The sequence below is a fragment of the Streptomyces sp. RLA123 genome (assembly GCF_056270165.1).
Genome location: NZ_JBWDOR010000003.1, coordinates 6,304,187 through 6,329,791 on the forward strand (window position 1 = coordinate 6,304,187; position 25,605 = coordinate 6,329,791).

Sequence of the window (25,605 nt, forward strand, 5' to 3'; positions counted from 1 at the left end):
CGCCCGAGCGCCCACCACGACCGCTCAGGCGAACCGAGCCTCAAAGAGGATGAGGATGACGCCCCGGAGGCGAACCGAGCACTGAAAAAGGACGGGTAGGCTGGGCGCATGTCCGAACCGACCGGTGCCGCCCGCCGTCGCGGGCCCTTCAAGGTCGGGGACCAGGTCCAGCTCACCGATCCCAAGGGACGCCACTACACGTTCACGCTCGAGGCCGGGAAGAACTTCCACACCCACAAGGGGTCCTTCCCGCATGACGAGCTGATCGGTGCCCCCGAGGGCAGTGTGGTCCGAACCACGGGAAACGTCGCCTACCTTGCGCTGCGCCCCCTGCTCCCCGACTACGTCCTGTCCATGCCCCGCGGCGCCGCCGTGGTCTACCCCAAGGACGCGGGGCAGATCCTGTCCATGGCCGACATCTTCACCGGCGCGCGCGTCGTGGAGGCCGGCGTGGGCTCGGGCTCGCTCAGCATGTTCCTGCTGCGGGCGATCGGCGACGAGGGCATGCTGCACTCGTACGAGCGCCGCGCCGACTTCGCCGAGATCGCGACGCAGAACGTGGAGCGCTACTTCGGCGGTCCGCACCCCGCGTGGCAGCTCACTGTCGGCGATCTGCAGGACAACCTCAGCGATGCCGACGTCGACCGCGTCATCCTGGACATGCTCGCCCCGTGGGAGTGCCTGGAGGCGGTCTCCAAGGCCCTGGTGCCCGGCGGCATCCTGTGCGCCTACGTGGCGACGACCACCCAGCTCGCCCGGACCGTCGAGGCGATCCGCGAGCACGGCACGTTCAACGAGCCGTCGGCGTGGGAGACCATGGTGCGCACCTGGCACGTCGAGGGACTGGCGGTGCGTCCCGACCACCGGATGATCGGGCACACCGGGTTCCTGCTGACCGCCCGCCGGCTGGCGGACGGAGTGGAGCCCCCGCTCCGGCGCAGGCGCCCCGCGCCCGGCGCGTACGGCGAGGACTACACCGGCCCGGGCGCCGGCCGCGCGTCGGGCAGGGCCGCCAAGAGCACCGAGGCGACCGGAGCGGCCGAGGCCGTCGATGCGGCGGAGGCCGCCGAAGGCGCCGAGGCCACCGACTGACCGCACGCCACGAGAGCGCCGCCACCGGGATTCCGGGGGCGGCGCTTTTGCGTCCCCTCCGTGTCTCCTGTCACGTACGTCATATGACGTACCGATAAAAGATTTGCGACACACGGGACCCGGTCGCACCGGCGCCATGTGAGCTGTGGCACCATGCTGGCCACCCCGCTCGACCAACTCCACAGGAGACAGGCGCGTGCAGCCAACCGCAGGACCGGCCCTTCCGCACACCCGGGCCCGTTCGGTGCACTGGATCACCACGGCTGCGGTCATCGCCGCGGTCATAGGCAGCGCCGCACTGGTGCAGCCCGCCGGGGCCTCCACCGCGAAAGGGCCGGCCGTCGGCGCCAAGGCCGCCGTCCCCGCCGTGGCCCCGCCGGACCCGAAGGCCGCCCACTACACGATGAACTGCGCGGGCGCGCCGGTGGACGTGGTCGAACGGGCCTCGGGCGACCTGGACGGCGACGGGCGCCAGGAGACGGTCGCGGTCGCGCGCTGCCACTCCGAGACGGGCACCCCGCCCAGCGGTCTGTACGTGATCTCGGCGGACGCCGCACCGGGCGCCGCGCCGCGGATCGTGGAGACCCTGGTCGACCCGAAGGAGCAGCGGTCCTTCAAGGACCTGCGGATCGAGGGCCGAAAGGTTCGCGCCACGGTCCTCGGCTACTCCTCGGACGACATCCCGCGCTGCTGCCCCGACCAGACGCGGGACTACAGCTGGGAGTGGCGGTCCGGCACCTACTACGAGATCCCGGGACCGCTCGCGAACGGCGTGTGACAGATCACTCCGCGGCGGGTCCGTACAGCTCTACACTGTCCGAAACCCGACGCACATGAATACATTCGCCAGGACATTCCCTGGCCGAATCCACCACATCGGTCAGCAACGGCAGGGGTACCGGGGCGGAGGCCCCAGGGGCCTGACGCAGCTCGTTGTCGTCACCCTTCACATAGGCGAGCCCGTCGATGTCCAGCTCGAACACCTCGGGCGCGTACTGCACACAGATGCCGTCTCCGGTGCACAGGTCCTGATCGATCCAGACCTCAAGCGCCTCGACGACTTCGTCGCTCACGGGTATCTCGCCTGCCGTTCATCGTTCGGGAAGGGACCGCCCCTGACGGGCGTTGACCGAACCGACGATACAACCGGCCGCTTTCGGATGGTGATGGCTGGGTATCTCCCTGGCACGAGGACGTGCGCAAGGGTGAAGATCGGACACACTCCGGACGTCTTTGTGATCTAGGGGTTTCAACCCCTACTGGCCCAGGTAGGGTCTGGAAGCGTCCAGCTCCCCTTGGAGGAGGTGAGGACCGTGGCGGCCCACGACGACGACATCAACCGTGGCGGCCGACCCGCTCGTGGATCGGAAGATCCCATGAGCCAGGTCGCCTTTCTTGAGCAGGAAATCGCCGTCCTGCGACGTAAGCTCGCCGACTCTCCGCGACACACGAGGATTCTCGAAGAGCGGATCGTCGAGCTGCAGACCAATCTTGCGGGTGTCTCCGCTCAGAACGAGCGGCTGGCCAACACCCTCCGCGAGGCCCGCGACCAGATCGTGGCCCTCAAGGAAGAGGTGGACCGGCTGGCACAGCCCCCCGCTGGATTCGGCGTGTTCCTGCAGGCGAACGACGACGGAACGGCGGACATCTTCACCGGCGGCCGCAAGCTGCGGGTGAACGTCAGTCCGTCGGTCGAGCTGGACGACCTCCGGCGCGGCCAGGAACTCATGCTCAACGAGGCGCTCAACGTGGTCGAGGCCATGGAGTTCGAGCGCATCGGAGACATCGTCACCCTCAAGGAGATCCTCGAGGACGGCGAGCGGGCCCTGGTCATCGGGCACACCGACGAGGAGCGGGTGGTGCGGCTCGCCGAACCGCTGCTGGACGGCGCGCTCCGCGCCGGCGACGCGCTGCTGCTCGAACCGCGCTCGGGATACGTCTACGAGCGGGTGCCCAAGAGCGAGGTCGAGGAGCTCGTCCTCGAAGAGGTGCCCGACATCGACTACCGCCAGATCGGCGGCCTGCGGAACCAGATCGAGCAGATCCGCGACGCGGTCGAACTGCCCTATCTGCACGCCGAGCTGTTCAAGGAGTACGAGCTCCGCCCGCCCAAGGGTGTGCTCCTCTACGGCCCCCCTGGCTGCGGAAAGACCCTGATCGCCAAGGCGGTCGCCAACTCCCTTGCCAAGAAGGTCGCCGAGGTCACCGGGCAGCCCCAGGGCAAGAGCTACTTCCTGAACATCAAGGGCCCCGAGCTGCTGAACAAGTACGTCGGCGAGACCGAGCGGCAGATCCGCCTGGTCTTCCAGCGTGCGAGGGAGAAGGCCAGCGAGGGCACCCCCGTCATCGTCTTCTTCGACGAGATGGAGTCGCTGTTCCGGACCCGTGGGTCCGGCGTCAGCTCGGACGTGGAGAACACCATCGTCCCGCAGCTGCTCGCCGAGATCGACGGCGTCGAGGGACTGGAGAACGTCATCGTCATCGGCGCCTCCAACCGCGAGGACATGATCGACCCCGCGATCCTGCGGCCCGGCCGCCTGGACGTGAAGATCAAGATCGAGCGGCCGGACGCCGAGGCGGCCAAGGACATCTTCTCCAAGTACCTGGTCGCGACCCTGCCGCTGCACGGGGAGGACCTGTCCGAGCACGGCGAGTCCGCCGAGGCCACCGTCGACGCCATGATCCAGTCGGTGGTGGAGCGGATGTACTCGGAGTCCGAGGAGAACCGCTTCCTGGAGGTCACCTACGCCAACGGTGACAAGGAGGTCCTGTACTTCAAGGACTTCAACTCCGGCGCCATGATCCAGAACATCGTGGACCGGGCCAAGAAGATGGCGATCAAGGCCTTCCTCGACCACAACCAGCGGGGCCTGCGCGTCTCCCACCTGCTCGCCGCCTGCGTGGACGAGTTCAAGGAGAACGAGGACCTGCCGAACACCACCAACCCGGACGACTGGGCCCGCATCTCCGGAAAGAAGGGCGAGCGGATCGTCTTCATCCGCACGCTCGTCACCGGGAAGCAGGGCGCCGACACCGGTCGCTCGATCGACACCGTCGCCAATACGGGCCAGTACCTGTAACGCGACCACCCTCCGGCTGCGGGTGCCCACGCAGGGCACCCGCAGCCGGACTGTTTCACCCCGGCATAACCCAAGAAAGCGCGTAATGATCTCCCCACCACCGTCATCGCGTTCTAGGCTCATCGGTACCGCCCGAGGGCCATTTGCGGGGCGGTACTTGAGCGACCGGGCCGGCACGGCCCGGAGCCGGGCAAGGAGGGCCGCATGACCGTACGGCGAGTAATGGGCATCGAGACGGAGTACGGGATCTCCGTCCCGGGCCACCCGAACGCCAATGCCATGCTCACCTCGTCCCAGGTCGTCAACGCCTACGCGGCGGCGATGCACCGGGCGCGCCGCGCCCGCTGGGACTTCGAGGAGGAGAACCCACTGCGGGACGCCCGCGGCTTCGACCTCGCCCGCGAGGTCGCGGACTCCAGCCAGCTCACCGACGAGGACATCGGCCTGGCCAACGTGATCCTCACCAACGGTGCCCGGCTGTACGTCGACCACGCCCACCCGGAGTACAGCTCGCCGGAGGTCACCAACCCCCGCGACGCCGTGCTGTGGGACAAGGCCGGCGAGCGCATCATGGCCGAGGCCGCCGAGCGGGCCGCCCAGCTTCCCGGCGCCCAGCCCATCCACCTGTACAAGAACAACACCGACAACAAGGGCGCGTCCTACGGCACGCACGAGAACTACCTGATGAAGCGGGAGACCGCCTTCTCGGACATCGTGCGCCATCTGACGCCCTTCTTCGTCTCGCGCCAGGTCGTCACCGGGGCCGGACGGGTCGGCATCGGCCAGGACGGCCACGACCACGGCTTCCAGATCAGCCAGCGCGCCGACTACTTCGAGGTCGAGGTCGGCCTGGAGACCACCCTCAAACGGCCGATCATCAACACGCGGGACGAGCCGCACGCCGACGCCGAGAAGTACCGCCGGCTCCACGTGATCATCGGCGACGCCAACCTCGCGGAGCTCTCGACCTACCTCAAGCTCGGCACCACCGCCCTGGTGCTGTCGATGATCGAGGACGGCTTCATCAACGTCGACCTCGCCGTCGACCAGCCCGTCCGCACCCTGCACCAGGTCAGCCACGACCCCACGCTGCACCGGCTGGTCACGCTGCGCAGCGGCCGCACCCTCACCGCGGTGCAACTCCAGATGGAGTACTGCGAGCTCGCCCGCAAGTACGTCGAGGACCGCTTCGGCACGGACGCCGACGAGCAGACCAAGGACGTACTCGGACGCTGGGAGGACGTGCTCAACCGGCTCGAGAGCGACCCGATGAGCCTGTCGCGCGAACTGGACTGGGTCGCCAAGCGCGAACTGATGGAGGGCTACCGGCGCCGGGACAACCTCGAGTGGGACGCGGCGCGCCTGCACCTGGTCGACCTGCAGTACGCCGACGTGCGCCCCGAGAAGGGCCTGTACAACCGCCTGGTCGCCCGCGGGCGCATCCAGCGGCTGCTGACCGACGAAGAGGTCGACCGGGCCGTGGGCAAGCCCCCGGAGGACACACGGGCCTACTTCCGCGGACGCTGCCTCGAACAGTACGCGGACGACGTCGCCGCGGCCTCCTGGGACTCGGTGATCTTCGACCTGCCCGGCCGTGACTCCCTGCAGCGGGTGCCCACCCTGGAGCCGCTGCGCGGTACGCGCAACCACGTCAAGGAACTGCTGGACCGCTGCCGCACGGCGGAGGAGCTGGTGCGGATCCTGTCGGGCGGCTGATCAGGGCTGAAATCCTGCCGAACTGGGAATCATGGGGGTGGCCCCCGGACGTTGCGCAATACCAGGGGCCGATGTCAGGCCCTCCTTGTAGGGTCTGATCTTGTAGGACATGGAACCGAGCGGGGTGAGGGACACATGGCTACCAAGGACACCGGCGGCGGGCAGCAGAAGGCCACGCGTTCGACCGAGGAGGTCGAGGAGACCGCGCAGGACGCGCAGGGCACCTCCGACCTCAAGGACCGCCACGAGAAGCTGTCGGACGACGTGGACTCCGTGCTGGACGAGATCGATGACGTCCTCGAGGAGAACGCGGAGGATTTCGTACGTTCGTTCGTTCAGAAGGGTGGGCAGTAGTCCACATCCATGAACGGGGGCGTGAAGCGGTGTTCTCGGTGCAAGGTGGCACTGCCGTGTGAGGCGTTCGCCAAGAACAGGTGGGCGTCGCGCGACGGTCTCCAGGCCTACTGCCGGCTGTGCTGGGCCGAATGCCACCAGCGGAGGCAGTTGGCGAAGGGCAAGAACGTACGGCCGCGAGTGCTTGTGCCCCCGGGGCACAGGCACTGCCGTCGTTGCGGGGAGACCAAGCCGCACAGTGAGTGGGACCGCAACAGCAGCGCGTCGGACGGCCTGTCGACCCGGTGCAAGTCGTGCCGGGCGGTGGAAGGCCGGGCCGGTCACCTGAAGCGGAAGTACGGGATGACCGAGGCCGAGCGGGACGCCATGGTCACTGAGCAGTTCGGTATCTGCTGCATTTGTTTGGAAGCCCCGGCGGAACATGTGGATCACGACCACGGGACGGGTAGGGTCCGTGGCGTACTGTGCTTCAGCTGCAATGCCGCGCTGGGGCAGTTGAAGGATCGGCCCGACGTCATACGGCGGGCGGCCGCCTACGTGGAAGGAAACGTGTGGAAGCCAACACTCGTAGCACCGGGCGTCTACCAGCTGCCTTCCTGACGCCCGGCTCGTCGTCGTTCGTGGACTTCCTGGGCGCGCACGCGCCGGAGATGCTCCCGGGCGGCCGTCCGCTGCCGGCGGTGCAGGGCGCCATCGAACTGCCGCACGGCACCACGATCGTGGCGGCGACGTTCGCCGGCGGCGTGGTGCTGGCCGGTGACCGGCGGGCCACGATGGGCAACATCATCGCGCAGCGCGACATCGAGAAGGTGTTCCCCGCCGACGAGTACTCGGCGGTGGGCATCGCGGGTACGGCGGGCCTGGCCGTGGAGATGGTCAAGCTCTTCCAGCTGGAGCTGGAGCACTACGAGAAGATCGAGGGCGACGTCCTGTCCCTGGAGGGCAAGGCGAACCGCCTGTCGACCATGATCCGGAGCAACCTCGGCATGGCGCTGCAGGGTCTGGCCGTGGTCCCGCTCTTCGCCGGTTACGACACCGACCGCGGGAGGGGCCGGATCTTCTCGTACGACGTGACGGGCGGCCGCTCCGAGGAGCACGGCTTCGCCTCCACCGGTTCCGGCTCGGTCTTCGCCCGCGGCGCGCTGAAGAAGCTCTACCGGCCCGACCTCACCGGCGAGCAGGCCACCACCCTGGTCGTCCAGGCGCTCTACGACGCGGCGGACGACGACTCGGCGACCGGTGGTCCCGATCTGGCGCGCCGTATCTACCCGATCGTCACGGTCATCACCGAGGACGGCTTCCGCAGGCTCACCGAGTCCGAGAGCCAGGAGATCGTCCGCGCCATCCACGAGCGGCGGATGCAGCAGCCCGACGGCCCGCGCGCCGAGCTGCTCTGAGCCCGGACGTCCTCAGATGCACCCGCAAACGACAGAAAGGGACGGATAGCCGGTGTCGACGCCGTTCTATGTATCACCCCAGCAGGCCATGGCCGACCGCGCCGAGTTCGCCCGCAAGGGCATCGCGCGCGGGCGCAGCGTCGTCGTTCTGCAGTACACCGACGGCATCGTCTTCATCGCCGAGAACCCGTCCCGCGCACTGCACAAGGTGAGCGAGATCTACGACCGCATCGCCTTCGCCGCGGTGGGCAAGTACAACGAGTTCGAGAACCTGCGGATCGGCGGGGTTCGCTACGCCGACCTGCGTGGTTACACCTACGACCGTGACGATGTGACCGCCCGCGGCCTGGCGAACGTGTACGCCCAGACCCTGGGCACGATCTTCTCCAGCGTCGGCGAGAAGCCGTACGAGGTGGAGCTGATCGTCGCGGAGGTGGGTTCCGACCCCTCCGAGGACCAGATCTACCGGCTGCCGCACGACGGTTCGATCGTCGACGAGCACGGCGCCGTGGCGGTCGGCGGCAACTCCGACCAGATCGGCAGTTATCTGGACCAGCGGCACCGTGACGGCATGACCCTCGCGGAGGCGCTGAAGCTGGCGGTGGAGTCCCTGAGCCGGGACAACAACGGCAGCGACCGGCAGCTCACGGCGGAGCAGCTGGAAGTGGCGGTGCTGGACCGCACGCGGCCGCAGCAGCGCAAGTTCAAGCGCATCCTCGGCCGGCAGCTGTCGCGGCTGCTGGAGGACGAGGGCACCGGTGGCACGGCGGGCAAGGCCGCGCCGGCGACCGCGGCCGACGATGACGACGACCTTCCGGAGCTCGACGAGGACGTGTGAGTCCGCGCGCTCCCGCATCCCGCCCAACGCCTCGGCCGCCCCAGTGGTGGCCGGGGCGTTCGCGTGCGTGCCGTCAGGCGTCCCGTGGCGGGGCGGTGGACCCGCGGACGACCAGGTGGACGGGGAGTTCGGCGCTGCCCGCCGGGCGGCCCGCCAGGGCGTCCAGCAGGGCGGTCATGCCGCCGGCGCCGACGGCCTCGGCGGGCAGCCGGACGGTGGTGAGTTCAGGTTCGATCGCGGTGGCGAGCGCGAAGTCGTCGTAGCCGGTCACCGAGACGTCGTCGGGGACCCGCAGTCCGAGGCGGCCCAGGGCTTTGCAGGCGCCGACCGCGAGGACGTCGTCGTCGCAGACCACGACGGTGGGACGGGGGCCGGGGCGCGCGAGCAGGCGCTCGGTGGCCTGCCGGGCGGCCTCGAAATCGAGGGCGGAGTGCTCGGTGGCGGGGGTGGTCCCGAGGACGTCGGCGAGGGCCTGGGCGCGTACCCGGAAGGTCCAGGTGTCGATGCCGGCGGCGAGGTGGGCGACCCGCTCCGGGCGGTGGCCGAGGGCCCGCACGTGGCGGGCGATCTGCCGCATCCCGTCGGCGATGGCGAGGTTGACGGTGGCGGCGGGCCCGGGTGCGCCGGGGTCCGCGTCCAGCATCACCAGGGGCAGTCCGCCCTCCCCGATCGCGGCGAGTGCGTCGGCGGCCATGGAGGACGCGATGATGCCGTCCAGCGCGGCCCGTGCCGAGCCGAAGGGGTCGCGGGCCGGCCCGACGCCCTCGGGGGAGGGGTAGAGCACGACGCCGAAGCCGTTCTCCTCGGCCACGCGGGCGGCGCCGGTGTAGATGCGGGCGAAGTACTCGTTGGTGATCGAGGGCACGACCAGCAGGGCGGTCCGGGTCCTGCCCAGGCGCAGGTTGCGCGCGGCGATGTTGGGCCGGTAGCCGAGTTCGCGGGCCTGTGCGCGGACGGTGTCGGCGGTGCTCTCGGACACCCGGCCGCGCCACTTGCCGCCGAGCACGAGCGAGACCGTGGCCTGGGAGACGCCCGCGGCCCGTGCGACGTCCCGGGAGGTAGGGCGCGCTGTTTCGGTCACCGTTGGGGCCCCTCTTGCCGTGCTCGACCTGTGCCACGGCTGGACCCGTGGACTGCGGCCATGGTACGTATGACCCGGGTAGTTATACGTACAACTAGACGAAGGGGCGGCCATGGCGACGGGTTACGCGGACCTGCTGCGCGCACCGCACGCGATGCGGCTGCTGGCCGGCACCCTGACCGGCCGCCTCCCCAACGCCACGGCCGCGCTCGGGATCGTGCTGCTCACCCGGGCGCAGGGCGGCGACTTCGCCCTCGCCGGCGCGCTGTCCGCGGTCTACGGCATCGCCAACGCCGTCGGCCAGCCGCTGCTGGGCCGGGCCGTCGACCGGCTCGGGCAGCCCCGCGTGATGCTGCCCGCCGCGGTGGCCTCGGCCGCGGGGATGACGCTCTTCGCGCTGGCCGGGCTCCGCCCGCTGCCTCTGGCCTACGCGGCGATGCTCGTCGCCGGCTTCTTCACCCCGCCGCTGGAGGGCGGTCTGCGGGCCCTGTGGCCCGGGGTGCTCAAGAGGGCCGACCGGGTCCACGCCGCGTACGCCTTGGACGCCGCCGCGCAGGAGGTCATGTTCGCGGTCGGGCCGCTGCTGGTGACCCTGCTGGTGGCCGGTTTCTCCGAGAGGGCCGCGCTGCTGTGGATCGCGGCCGTCGGCGTGGCGGGGGCGGTCAGCGTGGTGGTCTCGCCGCCGTCGCGGACATGGCGATCGGAGCCACGGGTCCCGGACTGGCTGGGGCCGTTGCGCTCGCGCGGCATCGTCGTGGTGGTCGCGTCCTTCTTCTTCGTCGGCCTGGCGCTCGGTTCCATCGCGGTGGCCGCCGTCGCCTTCGCAGACGACCACGGCGGCGGGATGGTCTCCAGCTACGTGCTGTCCGGCACCGGATTCGGCGCGCTGGTGGGCGGCGTGGTGTACGGGGCCCGGCAGTGGCCGGGGGTGCCCGAGCGCAGGCTGCGACTGCTGATGGCGGGCCTGGCGGTCTGCTATCTCCCGCTCGTCCTCGTGCCCGGCGTGGCCCTCATGGCCGCGCTCGCGGCCCTGTCGGGACTGTTCCTGGCGCCGTCGCTGGCCTGTGCGTTCGTGGTGGTGGACCGGCACGCCCCGGCGGGCACGGTCACCGAGGCGTTCTCATGGATCGTCACCGGGTTCGGTGTCGGCGCGGCGATCGGCACCGCGGCCTCGGGACCCGCCGCCCAGTACGGCGGAGCGGTGGCCGCGTTCACGGTCGCGGGGGCGGGCGGACTGGCCGCGCTGGCGGTCCTGCTGGCCGGGGGTCGCCCGCTGGCCCTTCCAAACCCGGCAAGCGGGACAGAAAAAGATCGAATCGCCGCGGCCCAAGACGGTTTGAGGTCCACGCATCAGGCGTAAAGTCTCAGCATGGACCGCCGCATTTTCGGGCTGGAGAACGAGTACGGCGTCACGTGCACGTTCCGGGGACAGCGGCGTCTGTCCCCGGACGAGGTGGCGCGGTACCTCTTCCGCCGTGTCGTGTCATGGGGTCGTAGCAGCAACGTCTTCCTCCGCAATGGCGCCCGCCTCTACCTCGACGTGGGGTCGCACCCGGAGTACGCCACTCCCGAGTGTGACAACGTGACGGAACTGGTCACCCACGACAAGGCGGGTGAGCGCATTCTCGAAGGGCTCCTCGTGGACGCCGAACGGCGCCTGCACGAGGAGGGCATCGCGGGTGATGTCTACCTCTTCAAGAACAACACCGACTCCGCCGGCAACTCCTACGGCTGCCACGAGAACTATCTCGTCGCCCGCCACGGGGAGTTCTCCCGCCTCGCGGACATCCTCATCCCCTTCCTGGTCACCCGGCAGCTGATCTGCGGCGCCGGCAAGGTGCTGCAGACCCCGCGCGGCGCGGTCTTCTGCGTCAGCCAGCGCGCCGAGCACATCTGGGAGGGCGTCAGCTCCGCGACGACGCGCTCCCGGCCCATCATCAACACCCGGGACGAGCCGCACGCGGACGCCGAGCGCTACCGGCGCCTGCACGTCATCGTCGGCGACTCCAACATGTCCGAGACGACCATGCTGCTGAAGGTCGGTGCGACCGACCTCGTGCTGCGCATGATCGAGGCGGGCACCGTCATGCGGGACCTCACGCTGGAGAACCCGATCCGGGCGATCCGCGAGGTCTCCCACGACATAACGGGACAGCGCAAGGTGCGCCTCGCCTCCGGCCGGGAGGCCTCCGCGCTGGAGATCCAGGAGGAGTATTACTCCAAGGCGGTGGACTTCTGCGAGCGTCGCGGCATCCGCAACGGGGTCATCGAGCAGGTCCTCGAACTGTGGGGCCGGGCCCTGGAGTCGATCGGCAGCGGTGATCTGGACCGGATCGGCACCGAGATCGACTGGGTGATGAAGTACCGGCTGATCGAGCGGTACCGGGCCCGCGACAACATCACCATGTCGCACCCGCGCATCGCGCAGATAGACCTCGCCTACCACGACATCCACCGTCGCCGCGGGTTGTACTACCTGCTGGAGAAGCGAGGTCAGGCCAAGCGGATCTGCAACGACCTCAAGATCTTCGAGGCCAAGTCGGTGCCCCCGCAGACCACCCGGGCCCGGCTGCGCGGCGACTTCATCCGCCGCGCCCAGGAGCAGCGGCGCGACTTCACGGTCGACTGGGTGCACCTGAAGCTCAACGACCAGGCGCAGCGCACGGTGCTGTGCAAGGACCCCTTCCGGTCCGTCGACGACCGGGTGGAGAAGCTGATCGCCGGGATGTAGCACAAGAGCGTGAAGGCAGGCGCGGGGCCCCGTCGGTGTTCGTACGGGGCCCCGCGCACGCCGTAGAGTGGCGCGCACGCCAGATACACAAGATCGACCTGATGGGGATCCCCGTGCGCCGACGTTCTCTCCTCCTCGCCGTGCCGGCCGGCCTGCTCACGCTCGCGGGCTGCGGTGACGACAAGTCCGACAAGGTCAAGCCCGGCGCCTCCCCATCGGGTTCCGGTTCCGCCCCCTCCGCCACCGTCAACATCGTCAGCGGTCCGGTGCCGGACATCACCGCCGGCACGAAGTTCGGCGAGAAGCCGACCGTCGCCAAGGGTCAGGGCGACCCGAGCAGCGACCTGGCGGTCAAGACCCTGATCCAGGGCAGCGGCGCCGTGGTCGCCAAGGGGGACTACCTCCAGGCGAACTATCTCGGCCAGATCTGGAGCACCGCCAAGGTCTTCGACAACTCCTACGACCGCGGCGCGCCGGCCGTCTTCCCCATCGGCGTCGGGCAGGTCATCCCCGGCTGGGACAAGGCCCTGGTGGGCAAGAAGGTCGGCGACCGCGTCGAGCTGGCCATCCCGCCGGCCCTCGGCTACGGCGCGCAGGGCAACGCCCAGGCCGGCATCAAGGGCACCGACACGCTCGTGTTCGTTGTCGACGTGGTGAACACCTTCGGCGCGAAGAGCTCCGCGCAGGGCAAGGCCGTGCCGCAGACCGACGCCGCCCTGCCCAAGGTCGGCACCAACACCGACGGCCAGTCACCCTCGATCGATGTTCCCAAGGGCGCAGCGCCGGCCAAGCTGGTGTCCGACTACGTCATCGAGGGCACCGGCCCCGAGGTGAAGGCCGCCGACAACCTGCTCGTGCAGTACAAGGGCGTTCTGTGGGACGGCGGCAAGGAGTTCGACTCCACGTACTCCCGCGGCCAGCTCGCCTCCTTCTCCCTCCAGCAGGTCATCAAGGGCTGGCAGGAGGGCTTGGTGGGCAAGAAGGCCGGCAGCCGCGTGCTGCTCGTCGTGCCGGCCGCCCAGGGTTACGGCGACAAGGCGCAGAGCGGTATTCCCGCCAACTCCACGCTGGTCTTCACCGTCGACATCCTCGCCGTGATGTAAAACTGTGCAGGTTGTCCGCAATATCAAGAGGAGCACGTACGTGAGCATCGACAAGCCCGAGATCGACTTCCCGGGCGGCGAGCCCCCGGCCGACCTGGAGATCAAGGACATCTGGGAGGGCGACGGCGCCGAGGCCAAGTCCGGACAGAACGTCACGGTCCACTACGTGGGTGTCGCCTTCAGCACCGGCGAGGAGTTCGACGCCAGCTGGAACCGCAACTCGCCCTTCACCTTCCCCCTCGGTGGCGGCCGCGTCATCAAGGGCTGGGACCAGGGCGTGCAGGGCATGAAGGTCGGCGGCCGTCGCCAGCTGACGATCCCGGCGCACCTCGCCTACGGCAACCAGAGCCCGACCCCGGCGATCAAGCCGGGCGAGACCCTGATCTTCGTGGTGGATCTGCTGTCCGTCTGACGGACTGTGGGGCGTCCTTCGCGCAGTGGAGCCCCCGTCGCACCGGCACCCCCGGTGCGACGGGGGCTCCGCCGTGTCCCGGCCCGTTCGCCGGGGACCCCCGGCGAGCAGGCCGCATTCGCTTTTGCCGGGCGGCGCCGTCGCGGTACGGTCTCGATCGAGAGCCGAAGAGGAAGAAGGTTGCGTCGAGTGGCCATTGCCAAGGCCGAGCGGCTGATGAACCTGGCGCTGTGCCTGATGAACACCCGGCGCCCGGCCAGCAAGCGGGAGCTGCGCGCTTCCATCGAGGCCTATCACGAGATCGGTTCCGACGAGGCGTTCAACCGCATGTTCGAGCGGGACAAGGACGACCTGCGTGAACTCGGCATGGTCATCGAGACCGTGGAGAGCATCGACGGCGAGATCGGCTACCTGGCCCGCAGGGACCGCAACCGCCTTCCGGAGATCGCCCTGGACGCCGAGGAGGCCGCCGCGCTGAGCCTGGCCGCCAAGGTGTGGCAGCAGGCCCGGCTCGCCGAGGCCGCCAGCGGTGCCCTGCAGAAGCTGCGCGCCGCCGGCGTGCCGTTCGACGACGCCGACGCCGACGCGGGCTCGCGTGATCCCGCCGCCTCCGGGCAGAGCGCGCTGGAGCCCCGCATCCCGGCCCCCGAGCCGGCGTTCGAGCCGCTGATGCTGGCCACCCGCGACCGCCGGCCGGTCGCCTTCGACTACCGCAAGGCCAACGCGGTCCGCCCCGAACCCCGCCAGGTCGAGCCCTGGGCGCTGGAGTGCTGGCGCGGCCACTGGTACCTGGCCGGCTGGGACCGCGACCGCGGCGCCGTCCGGGTCTTCCGGCTTTCCCGGATCACCGGCCGGGTGCGCACCCGCAGCGGTACCTTCACCGCCGACGTGCCCGACCACGTGGACGTGCGGGCCGCCGTCGCCAGCTGGGCCGGAGAGGGCGCGACCGCGACCGCCCGGATCCGGCTGCGCCGCGATTCGGGCTACCCGCTGCGGGCGCGGGCCGTGGAGATACTGCCGGTGGACGCCGACTGGGACGAGCTGGAGATCCCGTACGGGCACGGACTGGACGCCTGGCTGGTGGAGTTCGGCCCGGACGTGGTCGTACTGGAGCCCGCCGAGCTGCGGGCCGACGTGGTGGACCGGCTGCGCGCCGTCGCCAAGGGCTGAGCGGGGAGAAGGACGAGATGGCGAACGCGATCGACCAGACGCGCCGGATGCTGTCCCTGGTCACCTATCTGCGCGAGCGCCCCGGCGCCCGGGTGAGCGACGTGGCCCGCGCGTTCGGGGTCACCGAGGCCGAGCTGATCGGCGACCTCAACGTGCTCCCGCTGTGCGGCACCAGTTTCCGCGGCGGCGACCTGCTCGACATCGACACCGACGGCGAGCGCATCTGGTGGCACAACGTGGACGACGTCGCCCAGCCGCTGCGGCTGGCCGCCGACGAGGCCGCCGCGCTGCTGGTGGCCGCCCGCGCCGTCGCCAACCTGCCAGGACTGCGCGAGAGCGACCGGCAGGCGCTGCTGCGCGCCACCGCCAAGATCGAGGGCGCGGCGGGCGAGGCCGCCGGCGCCTCGGCGCGGCTCTCGGTGACCTTCGAGTCCGAGGGCAGTGTCTTCGCCGACGTCGACCGGGCCATCGCCGAGCGGCGCCGGCTGTGGATCCGCTACTACTCGCCGGCCCGGGACGAGCTGACCGAGCGCGAGGTCGACCCGATCCGGCTGTTCGCGGTGGGCCACACCTACTTCGAGGGCTGGTGCCGGCTGTCGGAGGACCGGCGCACGTTCCGGCTCGACCGGGTCGCCGAGATCCGGCTGCTGGACGAGGCGAGCGACCCGCCGCGCATCGAGCCCCGGGACCTGTCCCAGGGGCTGGTGCAGCCGGCGGGCGACGACCCGGAGGTGGTGGCCGAGGTCGGGCCCGGCGGGCGCTGGGTCGCCGAGTACTACCCGCACGACCGCGCCGAGGAACTGCCCGACGGGGGCCTGCGGATCACTCTGCGCACCCCCGACCCGGGTTCGCTGCGCCGACTGGCGCTGCGGCTCGGCCGGGACGGCCGCATCGTCTCGCCCGCCGACCTGGTCGCCAGCGCCCGGGACGCGGCCGCCCAGGCCCTCGAGGCCTACGGTGAGTGACGGGGAGCGGCAATGACCGACACGGCGGACCGGGCGGACGCGCCCGGCACCTCCGGTGCGGACGATCCCGCCCCCGGCGACGATCCGGCGCCCGGTGCGGTCTTCCGGGCCTCCTGCACCGAGTGCCGGGCGAGCTTCGAACTCACCGCGGGCGACCTGCGGCTGGCCATCGGGGGCAGCCACCGGACGACGTTCTACTCCTTCACCTGCCCCGACTGCGGCATCTCCGTCCGCAAGCCCGCGGGCGACCGCATAGTGGAACTGCTCACCGACGGCGGTGTGCGCACGATGCGGCTCCACGTCGGCTGAACCGCTACGCTCGGCTGCCATGTGGTGGCTCTACCTGTACGTCGGCCTCGCGACCGCCGGCATCCTCGTGCTCGGCGTCCTCGGCATCCGCGTGTACGCCGAGGTGCTCGGTCTCGCCCGTCAGGTGGGACGCGGCGGCGCCGAACTGACGCGCGCCGCGGACGAGTTGCAGCGGGCGGCGGCTCCGCTGGCCAGGGAAGCCGGCGACCTCTCCCGGCCGTGAACTCCGGTCGGCCGGGCAGCAGTACCACCGTCCGACGGGCTCTCGTTCTCCGCGGTCCCGGGAGGTACGCTGCACTTCGCGGCCCCACAAGAGCGCGGCGGGGGCAGCAACTGTACGGATGCCGGGTGATTGCCACACGTTTACTCCCGCACGTTACGATCGCTGGCAGAGTGGTCGGTGGGCGTACTGCGCCCGCAGGTCACAGACAGGTACCCATGCCGCCTCGGTGAGAAGGTAGACGCACATGTTCGGACGGCTCGGCCCCACCGAGATCATTCTCATTCTCGTCGTCATCCTGCTGCTCTTCGGCGCCAAGCGGCTGCCGGACATGGCGCGCGGCCTCGGCAAGTCGATGCGCATCCTCAAGAGCGAGGCCAAGGCGATGAAGAACGACGACGCCCCGGCCGAGCAGTCTGCGGACGCCCCGCAGGCCGCGCCGCGTACGATCCAGGCTGCGCCCGGCGATGTCGCCAGCGCCCGCCCGGTGAACGAGACGCCGCAGCAGCAGACCCAGCACACCCAGAGCTGACCGCACGGCACAGGTACGCGGTGGCCGACCGGGACGGCGGCGACCGCCCGAATTGAGGACGTGGGTTGCTCAAGTCCGCCCGCAAGCAGGAGAGGGACCCCGACGGGCGCATGCCCCTCGTGGAGCACCTGCGTGAACTGCGCAACAGGCTTTCCAAAGCGCTGCTCGCGATCATCGTCGTCACGGTCGTCGCCGCCTTCTTCTACAACGAGATCATCGAGTTCTTCACCAAGCCGGTGCTGGAGTCGGTCGGCTGCAACAGCTCGTTCACCGAGCTGGCCAGGCAGTCGCAGGGCAACTGCGCCCGGATCACCATCAATGGTCTGCTGACGCCGTTCACCCTGGCGCTGAAGGTCTCGCTGACGGCGGGGGTGGTGCTCGCCGCGCCGGTCTGGCTCTACCAGCTCTGGGCGTTCCTGGCGCCGGGTCTGCACCGGCACGAGAAGAAGTACGCGCTCTCCTTCGTCGGCGCGGGCTTCCCGCTCTTCCTCGGCGGCGGCTTCTTCGCCTACAAGGTGCTGCCGACCACCGCCCGGGTACTGATCGACTTCACGCCCGGCAACGTCGACAACCTGCTGCCCCTGGACGACCTGCTCGACCTCGTCACGCGGATGGTCATCGTCTTCGGCCTCGCCTTCGAGATGCCGCTGCTGCTGGTGCTGCTGAACTTCGGCGGCGTGATCACCGGGCGGCGGATGCTCGGCTGGTGGCGCGCGATGATCGTCGGCATCACCGTCTTCGCGGCGGTCGCCACCCCCAGCACCGACCCGTTGACCATGATGGCGCTGGCGGGCCCGATCTGGGTGCTGTACTTCTTGGCCGTCGCCGTCTCGCTGCTCAACGACCGGCGCAAGCAGCGGGCCAACCCCGACGCCGACCTGGACGACGACGAGGCGTCCGAGCTCGATCTGACCCCGGAGCCCGTCGGGGCTCCGGTGCCCGAGCAGGCGTCGCCCGTGGACGACGACATCCAGCCGAGCGGACGCGGCTTCGACGACGCCACCTGACACGGGGCGTGACGCGCGGTAGGGTCCGCGCGTGACCAGCGAGATCACCCTCATCGTCAATCCCACCGCAGGCCGCGGCCGGGGCGCGCACGCCGCGTCGCCGGCCGTCCGCGCCTTGCGGGAGGCGGGCCACACCGTGCGCACGGTGACCGGCGCCGACGCCGCGGACGCCCTGCTCAAGGCCCGTGAGGCGGTCGAGGGCGGCACCGGCGCGCTGGTCGCCGCCGGGGGCGACGGCATGGTGTCCCTGGCGCTGCGCGCGGTGGCCGGGACCGCCACCCCCATCGGTGTGGTGCCCGCGGGCACCGGCAACGACTTCGCCCGCGCCGCCGGGCTTCCCCTGGGCGACCCCGCGGCGGCCGGACGGCTGATCGCACGGGCGCTGAAGGAGGGGCGGACCCGGGAGATCGACCTCGGGCAGGTGGGGGAGCGATGGTTCGGCACCGTCCTGGCCTCGGGCTTCGACTCCCGCGTCAACGACCGGGGCAACCGCATGCGCTACCCGGCGGGCAGGCTGCGCTACGACGTGGCGATGCTCGCCGAACTGGCGACGCTGCGGCCCATCCCGTACCGGATCACTCTCGACGACGGCGCGGAGCGGGAGATCGAGGCGACGCTGATAGCGGTGGGCAACGGATCCTCGTACGGCGGCGGCATGCGGATCTGCCCGGACGCCGCGATGGACGACGGCCTCTTCGACATCTGCGTGGTGGGCCCCTGCTCCCGCGGCACGCTGCTGCGCGTCTTCCCCCGGGTCTTCCGGGGCACCCACACCACGCACCCCGTGGTCACCGTGCACCGTGCCGCCAAGGTGACGCTCGCGGCCGCGGACCTCACGGGCTACGCCGACGGCGAGCGTCTCGGACCGCTGCCGCTGACCGCGGTCACGGTGCCCCGGGCGGCGCGCCTGCTCACCGGGGCGTGAGCGTCCCGCACCGGCGGGCGCGCGTGCCGCGTCACAGGTCCAGGACGAGGTCCTCGGGCGGCTGCGCGCAGCAGACCAGGACATTGCCCTCGGCGGGCGCGTCGACCGGGTCGGGCTCGTACCGGACGCGGCCCGACAGCAGCGCGGTCTCGCAGGTGTGGCAGACACCGGTGCGGCACGACCAGCGCGTGGGCACGTCGCAGGCCTCGGCGAGTTCCAGCAGCGTCCCGTAGCCGGGATCCCAGGGCACGTTCAGGCCGCTGCGGGCGAAGGACACCGTGGGTCCGGTGGCCGGGCCCGGCGGGTGCGCGGGCTGGTGCGGGGCCCTCGCCGGGCCCTGCGCGATTCCCGGTGTGATCGCGGACTGCGCCCCGAAGGCCTCCGTGCGGATGCTCGCCGGCGTGAGCCCGCAGGCGCGCAGGGCCTCGGTCATGTCCGCCATGAAGGCGTCGGGACCGCAGATGTAGGCTGCCGCGTCGGCCGGCGGTGCCAGTTCGCGCAGCACGTCCGCGGTCAGCCGCCCCGCCGCGGTGTAGTCGGCCCCGAGGCGGTCCTGCGCGCGCGGCCTGCTGTACGCGACGAACGCGCGGCTGCCCGGCAGCCCGGCCAGCAGGTCGCGCGCCTCCGCCGCGAAGGGATGGTGGAGGCCGTCCCGGGCGCCGTGCACCCACCACACCGGGCGCCGGGTGCCGGCGTCGGCCAGTGCGTGCAGCATCGCCAGCACCGGCGTCGCCCCCACGCCGGCGGACACCAGGAGGACCGGTGTGTCCCCCTGGGCCAGCGTGAAGGCGCCGCGGGGCGCGGCCACTTCGAGCACGTCGTCCACCTTCAGCTGCTCGTGCACATAGGTACTCGCCACGCCGTGCGGCTCCTGCTTCACGCTGATCCGGTAGGCCGACGCGCCCGGCCGGCCGGACAGCGAGTAGCTGCGGATCACCGGCGGCCCGTCCGGCCGGGGCCGCATCCGCACGGTGAGGAACTGCCCGGGCAGCCCCGGCGGCACGGGCCGGCCGTCGGCCGCGGCGAGCGTCACGGAGAAGATGCCGTCGCTCTCCGGGCGGATGCCCGCCACCCGCAGCGCCTGGAAGCCCGGCCACGCGGGCGGCGGGCCGACGCTTCCCGCGGTCAGTCCGGCGTTGCCCTTGGCCGCCCCCGGCGGCCGGTCGCTCTCCGTCCCCTCGTCGGCGTCGGCCGCCTCTGCGAGCAGGGCCCGCATCGAGCCCTGCCAGCCGGGGCTGAGCGCCGGGATGCGCAGGGCGCGCTCCACCTGGGAGCGCTCGTGGCCCGGCAGGTAGAGCACCGCGTCGATCTCCGCGACCGTCATCGCCTCGGGACCCGCGGCGATCTTGATGATCTCGTCGCCCGCCGCCACCTCGCCCTCGGTCAGCACGCGGAAGTAGAAGCCCGGCCGGGCGTGGGAGACCAGCAGCGCCGCCATCTGCGGCTCCTCCATCCGCAGGCCGACCCGGTAGCAGGTCACCCGGGGCTGGGTCACCTCGAACTCCGCGCTGCCGATGCGGTAGCGGTCGCCGATGCACACCTCGTCGTCGGGCAGTCCGTCCACGGTGAAGTTCTCGCCGAACTGGCCGTAGGACAGGTCGTCCCGCTTCAACTGCTCCTGCCAGTGGCGGTAGGAGTCGAGCTGGTAGACCAGCACCGCCCGCATCTCCCCGCCGTGCCCGGCGAGGTCCCCCTGGCCGTCGCCGTCCACATTGAGCCGCCGCACGGTGCGCCGGCCCGTGACGGGCCGCTTCCAGACACCGGTGTGCGTGATCCGCCCGTGCCACTCGACGTCCTTGGGCAGTCCGACGTTCACGGAGACCAGAGTGGCCATGAGGTCCCTTCCTCGTCGGTGTGCTCGCCGGGGCGGCGTCCCGTCCCTGCCACGCTAGCGGCGCGCCGATTCTTCGCAAATCGAACATGGGGCGGCCCGCCGGAGCAGCGGGGGTGCGCGGACGGTAAAAGATCAGTCGGGTGTCAGTGGCGCCCGGTAGTCTCGTTTTCAAGATGAACGACGAGATGTCTCCCGCCGAGCGATACGCGGCGTCCAAGGTCCGGGCCGCCGAGCAGGCCACCGCACTCGCGGGCTTCCGCGAGCTGTACGACTTCGCCCTGGACCCCTTCCAGATCGACGCCTGCCGGGCGCTGGAGGAGGGCAAGGGCGTGCTGGTGGCCGCGCCCACCGGATCGGGCAAGACCATCGTGGGCGAGTTCGCGGTCCACCTTGCCCTGCGCGAGGGCCGCAAGTGCTTCTACACCACGCCCATCAAGGCGCTGTCGAACCAGAAATTCACCGACATGGTCAAGCGCTACGGCGCCGAGCACGTCGGCCTGCTCACCGGTGACAACAGCGTCAACGGCGATGCGCCGATCGTGGTCATGACCACCGAGGTGCTCCGCAACATGCTCTACGCGGGCTCCCAGGCGCTCGACGGCCTCGGTTACGTGGTCATGGACGAGGTGCACTACCTCTCCGACCGCTTCCGCGGCGCGGTGTGGGAGGAGGTCATCATCCACCTCCCGCAGTCCGTGACGCTGGTGTCGCTCTCCGCCACCGTCTCCAACGCCGAGGAGTTCGGCGACTGGCTGGACACCGTGCGCGGCGACACCGAGGTCATCGTCTCCGAGCACCGCCCCGTGCCGCTGTGGCAGCACGTGCTGGCCGGCCGCCGGATGTACGACCTCTTCGAGGAACGGGCCGGTGCCACCGGACCGGCCCCGCAGCGTGCCGTCAACCCCGACCTGGTGCGCCTGGCCCGCATGGAGAACCAGCGCTCCTTCAACGGCCGCGACCGGCGCGGGGGCAATGTGCGCGAGGCCGACCGTGAGCGGGACCGGCGCCAGCAGCGCAGGGTCTGGACGCCCAGCCGGGCCGAGGTCATCGAGCGGCTGGACTCCGAGGGGCTGCTCCCCGCGATCACGTTCATCTTCAGCCGGGCCGGCTGCGAGTCCGCCGTCCAGCAGTGCCTGTACGCCGGGCTGCGGCTCAACAGCGAGGAGAACCGGGCCAGGGTCCGGGCGATCGTCGAGGAGCGCACGAAGTCCATCCCCGACGAGGACCTGCACGTCCTCGGCTACTTCGAGTGGCTGGAGGGCCTGGAGCGGGGCATCGCCGCGCACCACGCGGGCATGCTGCCGACCTTCAAGGAGGTCGTCGAGGAACTCTTCGTCAAGGGCCTGGTCAAGGCGGTCTTCGCCACCGAGACGCTCGCGCTGGGCATCAACATGCCCGCCCGCTCCGTCGTCCTGGAGAAGCTCGTCAAGTGGAACGGCGAGACGCACGCCGACATCACCCCCGGCGAGTACACCCAGCTCACCGGACGCGCCGGGCGGCGCGGCATCGATGTCGAGGGCCACGCCGTCGTGTTGTGGCAGCGCGCCTTCGACCCGGCGCACCTGGCAGGGCTCGCCGGCACGCGCACCTATCCGCTGCGGTCGTCCTTCAAGCCCTCGTACAACATGGCCGTCAACCTGGTCGGCCAGTTCGGGGGGCACCGCTCGCGGGAACTGCTGGAGACCTCCTTCGCGCAGTTCCAGGCGGACCGCTCGGTGGTCGGCATCTCCCGGCAGGTGCAGCGCAACGAAGAGGGACTGGAGGGCTACAAGGCCTCCATGACCTGCCATCTCGGCGACTTCGACGAGTACATGTCGCTGCGCAGGCAGCTCAAGGACCGCGAGGCCGACCTGTCCCGCCACGGGGCCAACCAGCGCCGGGCGGCCGTCGCCGAGGCCCTGGAGAAGCTGCGGCCCGGCGACATCATCCATGTCCCGTCCGGCAAGTTCGCGGGCCTGGCCCTGGTGCTCGACCCCGGCGTGCCGGCCGGCCGCAGCCCCGGCCATCACCAGCGGGGCGACCAGCTCCACCAGGACGGGCCCCGCCCGCTGGTGCTGACCGCCGAGCGGCAGGTCAAGCGGCTCGCGCAGATGGACTTCCCGGTGCCGGTCGAACCGCTGGACCGGATGCGCATCCCGAAGTCCTTCAACCCGCGCAGCCCGCAGTCCCGCCGCGACCTCGCGTCCGCCATGCGCTCCAAGGCCGGTACGGCCGGTATCGCGCCGCCGCGGCCGCGCCGCGAGCGGTCCGCCGCCGCGGACGACACCGAGATCGCCCGGCTGCGCACCGCCATCCGCGCCCACCCCTGCCACGGCTGCGACGAGCGCGAGGACCACGCCCGCTGGTCCGAGCGCTACCAGCGGCTCGCGCGCGACACCAAGCAGCTGGAGCGGCGCATCGAGGGGCGCACGAACACCATCGCCCGCACCTTCGACCGCATCTGCGCCCTGCTCACCGACCTGGGCTACCTGGAGGCCGACCAGGTCACCCCCGACGGACGCCGGCTCGGCCGGCTCTACGGCGAACTCGACCTGCTCGCCAGCGAATGCCTGCGCGACGGCGTGTGGGAGGGACTCGACCCCGCGGAACTCGCCGCCTGCGCGTCGGCTCTGGTCTACGAGTCGCGGTCCGCCGACGACGCGCCGCCGCCGCAGCTGCCGTCCGGCAACGCCAAGCAGGCGCTCGCCGAGATGGTCCGCATCTGGGGCCGTCTGGACGCCCTGGAGGAGGAGCACCGCATCAACCAGACCGAGGGCGTCGGCCAGCGCGAGCCCGACCTCGGCTTCGCCTGGTCCGCCTACCGCTGGGCCTCCGGCCATGGCCTCGACGCGGTGCTGCGCGACGCGGACATACCAGCAGGCGACTTCGTGCGGTGGACCAAGCAACTCATCGACGTGCTCGGCCAGATCGCCGGCGCGGCTCCGGAAGGCGGCCAGGTGCGGCGCAACGCCCGCAAGGCGGTCGACGGGCTGCTGCGCGGAGTTGTCGCGTACTCCTCGGTGGGCTGAGCCCTCCGAGGGCGGCGGGTCGGCGCGGGTGGCGAGCGGGCGGGCTGCCGCCGGGTACGCCCGCCCCCTTCGCCCGGCTGCGGGCGGACGGGACGGTTGCCGTGCACCCGTGAGGCCCGCGCGGACCGCGAGACGACCGTGGGCCTGACCGCGGCACCCGGCAGCGGGGCCGCGGCCGGGAGGGCTGTGCGACGATCGGGGGATGAGCGGCACGGGACGGCGGGTAGGTCGGCCACGCGCGCTGGCGCGGCCGGAGAGCGGGCTGTCCCCGCGGGACGAGCTGCTGGGGGCGGCGGCCGAGCTGTTCACGACGCGGGGCTACGCCGCCACGACGACGCGTGCGGTCGCGGAGCTGGCCGGCATGCGGCAGGCCTCGATGTACCACTACTTCGCCGGCAAGGAAGACCTCCTGGCCGCGCTGCTTGAGGGCACCGTATGTCCCTCCCTCGAGCTGGCCGGAGCCCTGATCCGCCGTGACGACGTACCCGGCGAGGTGCGGCTGTGGGCGCTGTGCCGTGCGGACGTGGCACTGCTGTGCGGCGGCCCGCACAATCTGGGCGTGCTCTACCTGCTTCCCGAGGTGCGGGCCGAGCGCTTTGCCGGATTCCGGGCGGTGCGGGGCGAGCTCAAGGCCGCCTACGCCGCGTTGCTGGCCGCCACCACGGCCGGGGCCGCGCTGCCGCCCGCGGCGTTCGCCATCCGCGCCGACCTGGTGTTCGGCCTCATCGAGGGCGTGATCCTGATCCGGCGCGAGGCTCCGATCCCCGACGCCGCGGCGTTCGCCGCCGCCACGGCCGACGCCGCCCTGCGGGTCGCCGGGTGCCCCGGGGAGGTCACGGCCCGCCTGCACCGGGAGGGCGAGGCGCTGCTGTCCCCGTGAGCCGTACGGCCAGGTCCACCAGGTCCGCGAGGCCCAGGACCCGCCCCGGCCACCCGGGCATCGGCACGTGCAGGGGCTCGGTCCACCGCGCCGGGACGGCGCCGAGCCCGTGGACCGCACCGGCCAGGGTGCCGGTGACCGCGGCGACCGTGTCGGTGTCGCCGCCGAGGTCGATCGCGGCGCGCACCGCGTCCTCGTAAGTGCCGGTCGTGCGCACCGCCCAGAGCGCGGAGCCGAGACAGGGCCACACGGCGCCGTTGAACTCCGTGGCCAGCCCGGGGTGCCAGTTGGGCGCGAGCACGACGGCCCACCGTTGCCTGAAGGGCTCCGGCACGTGGGCCAGGGCGTCGGCCACGACCGCGGGCGCGACCGGGTCGCCGCCGTCGAGGGCGACGCGCACGAGGTCGTGGAGGATCGCGCTGCCCTCCCAGGCGGCGCGGTCGCCGTGGGTGAGGGCGGCGATCCGGCGGGCGGCGTCGAGCGAGGCCGTCCGCCCCTGCCCGGCGAAGTGGACGGCGGCCGGGGCGGCGCGCATCAAGGCGCCGTTGCCGGCCGCCCGGTCATGGGTCTGGGAATACAGGGCGGCGGCCAGGTCCCAGGGATCGCCCGAGGTGAGGACGGCCTCGGTCTGCAGTCCGATGTCCTTGGGATCCGCTGCCGACCAGCGTCGGAACCGCGCGAACAGGTCGGGCAGATCCAGTGCTCCCCGTTCCAGCAGGGAGTCCGCGACGAGCACGGCCATCTGCGTGTCGTCCGTGGCCTCGCCGGGGTCCCAGCCGCCACCCCCGCACATCTCGCCCCCGCCCCCCGCCTGCGGGAAACGCGCGCTGAACGCGCCCTCCGGACCGAACTCGAAGGGCGCGCCCAGTGCGTCGCCGACCGCCGAACCCACCACGGCGCCGGCCGCTCTCTCCCTGCGTTCCGTCATGCCGTCAGCCTACGAACACTCAG

Annotated in this window: 25 protein-coding genes; 21 read left to right on the plus strand and 4 right to left on the minus strand. The window is 71.3% G+C overall.

Translation table 11 applies throughout. The features are described 5' to 3' along the window. Positions 1-108 precede the first annotated feature (108 nt). Together RV983_RS28775 and RV983_RS28780 are read left to right on the plus strand one after the other, a co-directional pair. Entirely contained in the window at positions 109-1,092 is a 984-nt protein-coding gene (locus RV983_RS28775; RefSeq protein WP_475988625.1) for a tRNA (adenine-N1)-methyltransferase, read from the plus strand. Positions 1,093-1,288: 196 nt separating this feature from the next. Further along, positions 1,289-1,870, plus strand: coding sequence for a hypothetical protein (locus RV983_RS28780; RefSeq protein ID WP_475988626.1), 582 nt, complete (start codon positions 1,289-1,291; stop codon positions 1,868-1,870). 4 nt (positions 1,871-1,874) lie between these two features. Here RV983_RS28780 and RV983_RS28785 read toward each other — a convergent pair whose 3' ends face one another. Next, complete coding sequence (locus RV983_RS28785; protein ID WP_389253928.1) at positions 1,875-2,171, minus strand: ferredoxin; 297 nt, start codon at positions 2,169-2,171, stop codon at positions 1,875-1,877. A 234-nt stretch (positions 2,172-2,405) separates the two neighbouring features. On the opposite strand from RV983_RS28785, the gene arc reads away from it, so the two are divergent. The 6 genes from arc to prcA all read left to right on the plus strand — a co-directional run bounded on the left by arc (position 2,406) and on the right by prcA (position 8,477). After that, entirely contained in the window at positions 2,406-4,172 is a 1,767-nt protein-coding gene (gene arc / locus RV983_RS28790) for a proteasome ATPase (protein WP_384280420.1), read from the plus strand. Positions 4,173-4,376: 204 nt separating this feature from the next. Continuing rightward, on the plus strand, positions 4,377-5,888 hold the full coding sequence (gene dop / locus RV983_RS28795) for a depupylase/deamidase Dop (protein ID WP_475988627.1): 1,512 nt from the start codon (positions 4,377-4,379) through the stop codon (positions 5,886-5,888). A gap of 135 nt (positions 5,889-6,023) precedes the next feature. After that, the gene (locus RV983_RS28800; RefSeq protein WP_384280417.1) at positions 6,024-6,242 is read left to right on the plus strand and encodes a ubiquitin-like protein Pup; all 219 of its coding nucleotides are present in this window, start codon (positions 6,024-6,026) and stop codon (positions 6,240-6,242) included. A 9-nt stretch (positions 6,243-6,251) separates the two neighbouring features. After that, a complete protein-coding gene (locus tag RV983_RS28805) occupies positions 6,252-6,842 on the plus strand; it encodes an endonuclease VII domain-containing protein (RefSeq protein WP_475988628.1) in 591 nt (196 codons plus the stop codon). After that, positions 6,794-7,639: a proteasome subunit beta gene (prcB, locus tag RV983_RS28810; RefSeq protein WP_475988629.1), complete on the plus strand. Its 846-nt coding sequence runs from the start codon at positions 6,794-6,796 to the stop codon at positions 7,637-7,639. Before RV983_RS28805 ends, prcB begins: the two co-directional genes overlap by 49 nt. A gap of 52 nt (positions 7,640-7,691) precedes the next feature. Beyond that, complete coding sequence (prcA, locus tag RV983_RS28815) at positions 7,692-8,477, plus strand: proteasome subunit alpha (RefSeq protein WP_475988630.1); 786 nt, start codon at positions 7,692-7,694, stop codon at positions 8,475-8,477. Between the two features lie 73 nt (positions 8,478-8,550). Here prcA and RV983_RS28820 read toward each other — a convergent pair whose 3' ends face one another. Next, a complete protein-coding gene (locus RV983_RS28820) occupies positions 8,551-9,558 on the minus strand; it encodes a LacI family DNA-binding transcriptional regulator (RefSeq protein ID WP_475988631.1) in 1,008 nt (335 codons plus the stop codon). 112 nt (positions 9,559-9,670) lie between these two features. Between RV983_RS28820 and RV983_RS28825 the strand changes: the two genes are divergently transcribed. The 11 genes from RV983_RS28825 to RV983_RS28875 all read left to right on the plus strand — a co-directional run bounded on the left by RV983_RS28825 (position 9,671) and on the right by RV983_RS28875 (position 18,932). After that, positions 9,671-10,918 (plus strand): MFS transporter, encoded by a 1,248-nt coding sequence (locus RV983_RS28825; protein WP_475988632.1) that lies wholly within the window; start codon positions 9,671-9,673, stop codon positions 10,916-10,918. 9 nt (positions 10,919-10,927) lie between these two features. Further along, positions 10,928-12,289, plus strand: coding sequence for a Pup--protein ligase (gene pafA / locus RV983_RS28830; protein ID WP_384280409.1), 1,362 nt, complete (start codon positions 10,928-10,930; stop codon positions 12,287-12,289). Between the two features lie 113 nt (positions 12,290-12,402). Then, positions 12,403-13,392 (plus strand): FKBP-type peptidyl-prolyl cis-trans isomerase, encoded by a 990-nt coding sequence (locus tag RV983_RS28835; RefSeq protein ID WP_475988633.1) that lies wholly within the window; start codon positions 12,403-12,405, stop codon positions 13,390-13,392. 40 nt (positions 13,393-13,432) lie between these two features. Next, positions 13,433-13,804: an FKBP-type peptidyl-prolyl cis-trans isomerase gene (locus RV983_RS28840; RefSeq protein ID WP_319662005.1), complete on the plus strand. Its 372-nt coding sequence runs from the start codon at positions 13,433-13,435 to the stop codon at positions 13,802-13,804. Between the two features lie 189 nt (positions 13,805-13,993). Continuing rightward, entirely contained in the window at positions 13,994-14,974 is a 981-nt protein-coding gene (locus RV983_RS28845; RefSeq protein WP_475988634.1) for a helix-turn-helix transcriptional regulator, read from the plus strand. Positions 14,975-14,991: 17 nt separating this feature from the next. Then, complete coding sequence (locus tag RV983_RS28850; RefSeq protein ID WP_475988635.1) at positions 14,992-15,939, plus strand: helix-turn-helix transcriptional regulator; 948 nt, start codon at positions 14,992-14,994, stop codon at positions 15,937-15,939. Positions 15,940-15,951: 12 nt separating this feature from the next. Beyond that, positions 15,952-16,248, plus strand: coding sequence for a hypothetical protein (locus RV983_RS28855; RefSeq protein ID WP_475988636.1), 297 nt, complete (start codon positions 15,952-15,954; stop codon positions 16,246-16,248). Positions 16,249-16,267: 19 nt separating this feature from the next. After that, positions 16,268-16,471 carry a hypothetical protein gene (locus RV983_RS28860; RefSeq protein WP_475988637.1) on the plus strand — a complete coding sequence of 68 codons (204 nt, stop codon included), beginning with the start codon at positions 16,268-16,270 and terminating at the stop codon, positions 16,469-16,471. Between the two features lie 244 nt (positions 16,472-16,715). Then, complete coding sequence (gene tatA, locus RV983_RS28865; protein ID WP_475988638.1) at positions 16,716-17,000, plus strand: Sec-independent protein translocase subunit TatA; 285 nt, start codon at positions 16,716-16,718, stop codon at positions 16,998-17,000. 65 nt (positions 17,001-17,065) lie between these two features. After that, entirely contained in the window at positions 17,066-18,007 is a 942-nt protein-coding gene (gene tatC, locus RV983_RS28870) for a twin-arginine translocase subunit TatC (protein ID WP_475988639.1), read from the plus strand. Positions 18,008-18,038: 31 nt separating this feature from the next. Further along, on the plus strand, positions 18,039-18,932 hold the full coding sequence (locus tag RV983_RS28875; RefSeq protein ID WP_475988640.1) for a diacylglycerol kinase: 894 nt from the start codon (positions 18,039-18,041) through the stop codon (positions 18,930-18,932). Positions 18,933-18,963: 31 nt separating this feature from the next. Here the strand turns inward: RV983_RS28875 and RV983_RS28880 are convergent, their stop codons facing one another. Next, on the minus strand, positions 18,964-20,766 hold the full coding sequence (locus tag RV983_RS28880; RefSeq protein WP_475988641.1) for an MOSC domain-containing protein: 1,803 nt from the start codon (positions 20,764-20,766) through the stop codon (positions 18,964-18,966). Positions 20,767-20,939: 173 nt separating this feature from the next. Between RV983_RS28880 and RV983_RS28885 the strand changes: the two genes are divergently transcribed. Next, a complete protein-coding gene (locus RV983_RS28885) occupies positions 20,940-23,774 on the plus strand; it encodes a DEAD/DEAH box helicase (protein WP_475988642.1) in 2,835 nt (944 codons plus the stop codon). A 202-nt stretch (positions 23,775-23,976) separates the two neighbouring features. After that, positions 23,977-24,654, plus strand: coding sequence for a TetR/AcrR family transcriptional regulator (locus RV983_RS28890; RefSeq protein WP_475988643.1), 678 nt, complete (start codon positions 23,977-23,979; stop codon positions 24,652-24,654). Here RV983_RS28890 and RV983_RS28895 read toward each other — a convergent pair. Further along, positions 24,608-25,582, minus strand: coding sequence for an ADP-ribosylglycohydrolase family protein (locus tag RV983_RS28895; protein WP_475988644.1), 975 nt, complete (start codon positions 25,580-25,582; stop codon positions 24,608-24,610). The genes RV983_RS28890 and RV983_RS28895 overlap by 47 nt on opposite strands. Between the last annotated feature and the right edge of the window lie 23 nt (positions 25,583-25,605).

Bases quoted from the DNA above. Each gene is read 5' to 3' on its own strand.
- RV983_RS28775 (WP_475988625.1), top strand. From the start codon at position 109: ATGTCCGAACCGACCGGTGCCGCCCGCCGTCGCGGGCCCTTCAAGGTC.
- RV983_RS28885 (WP_475988642.1), top strand. From the start codon at position 20,940: ATGAACGACGAGATGTCTCCCGCCGAGCGATACGCGGCGTCCAAGGTC.
- RV983_RS28850 (WP_475988635.1), top strand. From the start codon at position 14,992: ATGGCGAACGCGATCGACCAGACGCGCCGGATGCTGTCCCTGGTCACC.
- RV983_RS28800 (WP_384280417.1), top strand. From the start codon at position 6,024: ATGGCTACCAAGGACACCGGCGGCGGGCAGCAGAAGGCCACGCGTTCG.
- RV983_RS28860 (WP_475988637.1), top strand. From the start codon at position 16,268: ATGTGGTGGCTCTACCTGTACGTCGGCCTCGCGACCGCCGGCATCCTC.
- RV983_RS28855 (WP_475988636.1), top strand. From the start codon at position 15,952: ATGACCGACACGGCGGACCGGGCGGACGCGCCCGGCACCTCCGGTGCG.
- tatA (WP_475988638.1), top strand. From the start codon at position 16,716: ATGTTCGGACGGCTCGGCCCCACCGAGATCATTCTCATTCTCGTCGTC.
- RV983_RS28805 (WP_475988628.1), top strand. From the start codon at position 6,252: ATGAACGGGGGCGTGAAGCGGTGTTCTCGGTGCAAGGTGGCACTGCCG.
- pafA (WP_384280409.1), top strand. From the start codon at position 10,928: ATGGACCGCCGCATTTTCGGGCTGGAGAACGAGTACGGCGTCACGTGC.
- dop (WP_475988627.1), top strand. From the start codon at position 4,377: ATGACCGTACGGCGAGTAATGGGCATCGAGACGGAGTACGGGATCTCC.
- RV983_RS28890 (WP_475988643.1), top strand. From the start codon at position 23,977: ATGAGCGGCACGGGACGGCGGGTAGGTCGGCCACGCGCGCTGGCGCGG.
- RV983_RS28895 (WP_475988644.1), bottom strand. From the start codon at position 25,582: ATGACGGAACGCAGGGAGAGAGCGGCCGGCGCCGTGGTGGGTTCGGCG.
- RV983_RS28825 (WP_475988632.1), top strand. From the start codon at position 9,671: ATGGCGACGGGTTACGCGGACCTGCTGCGCGCACCGCACGCGATGCGG.
- RV983_RS28880 (WP_475988641.1), bottom strand. From the start codon at position 20,766: ATGGCCACTCTGGTCTCCGTGAACGTCGGACTGCCCAAGGACGTCGAG.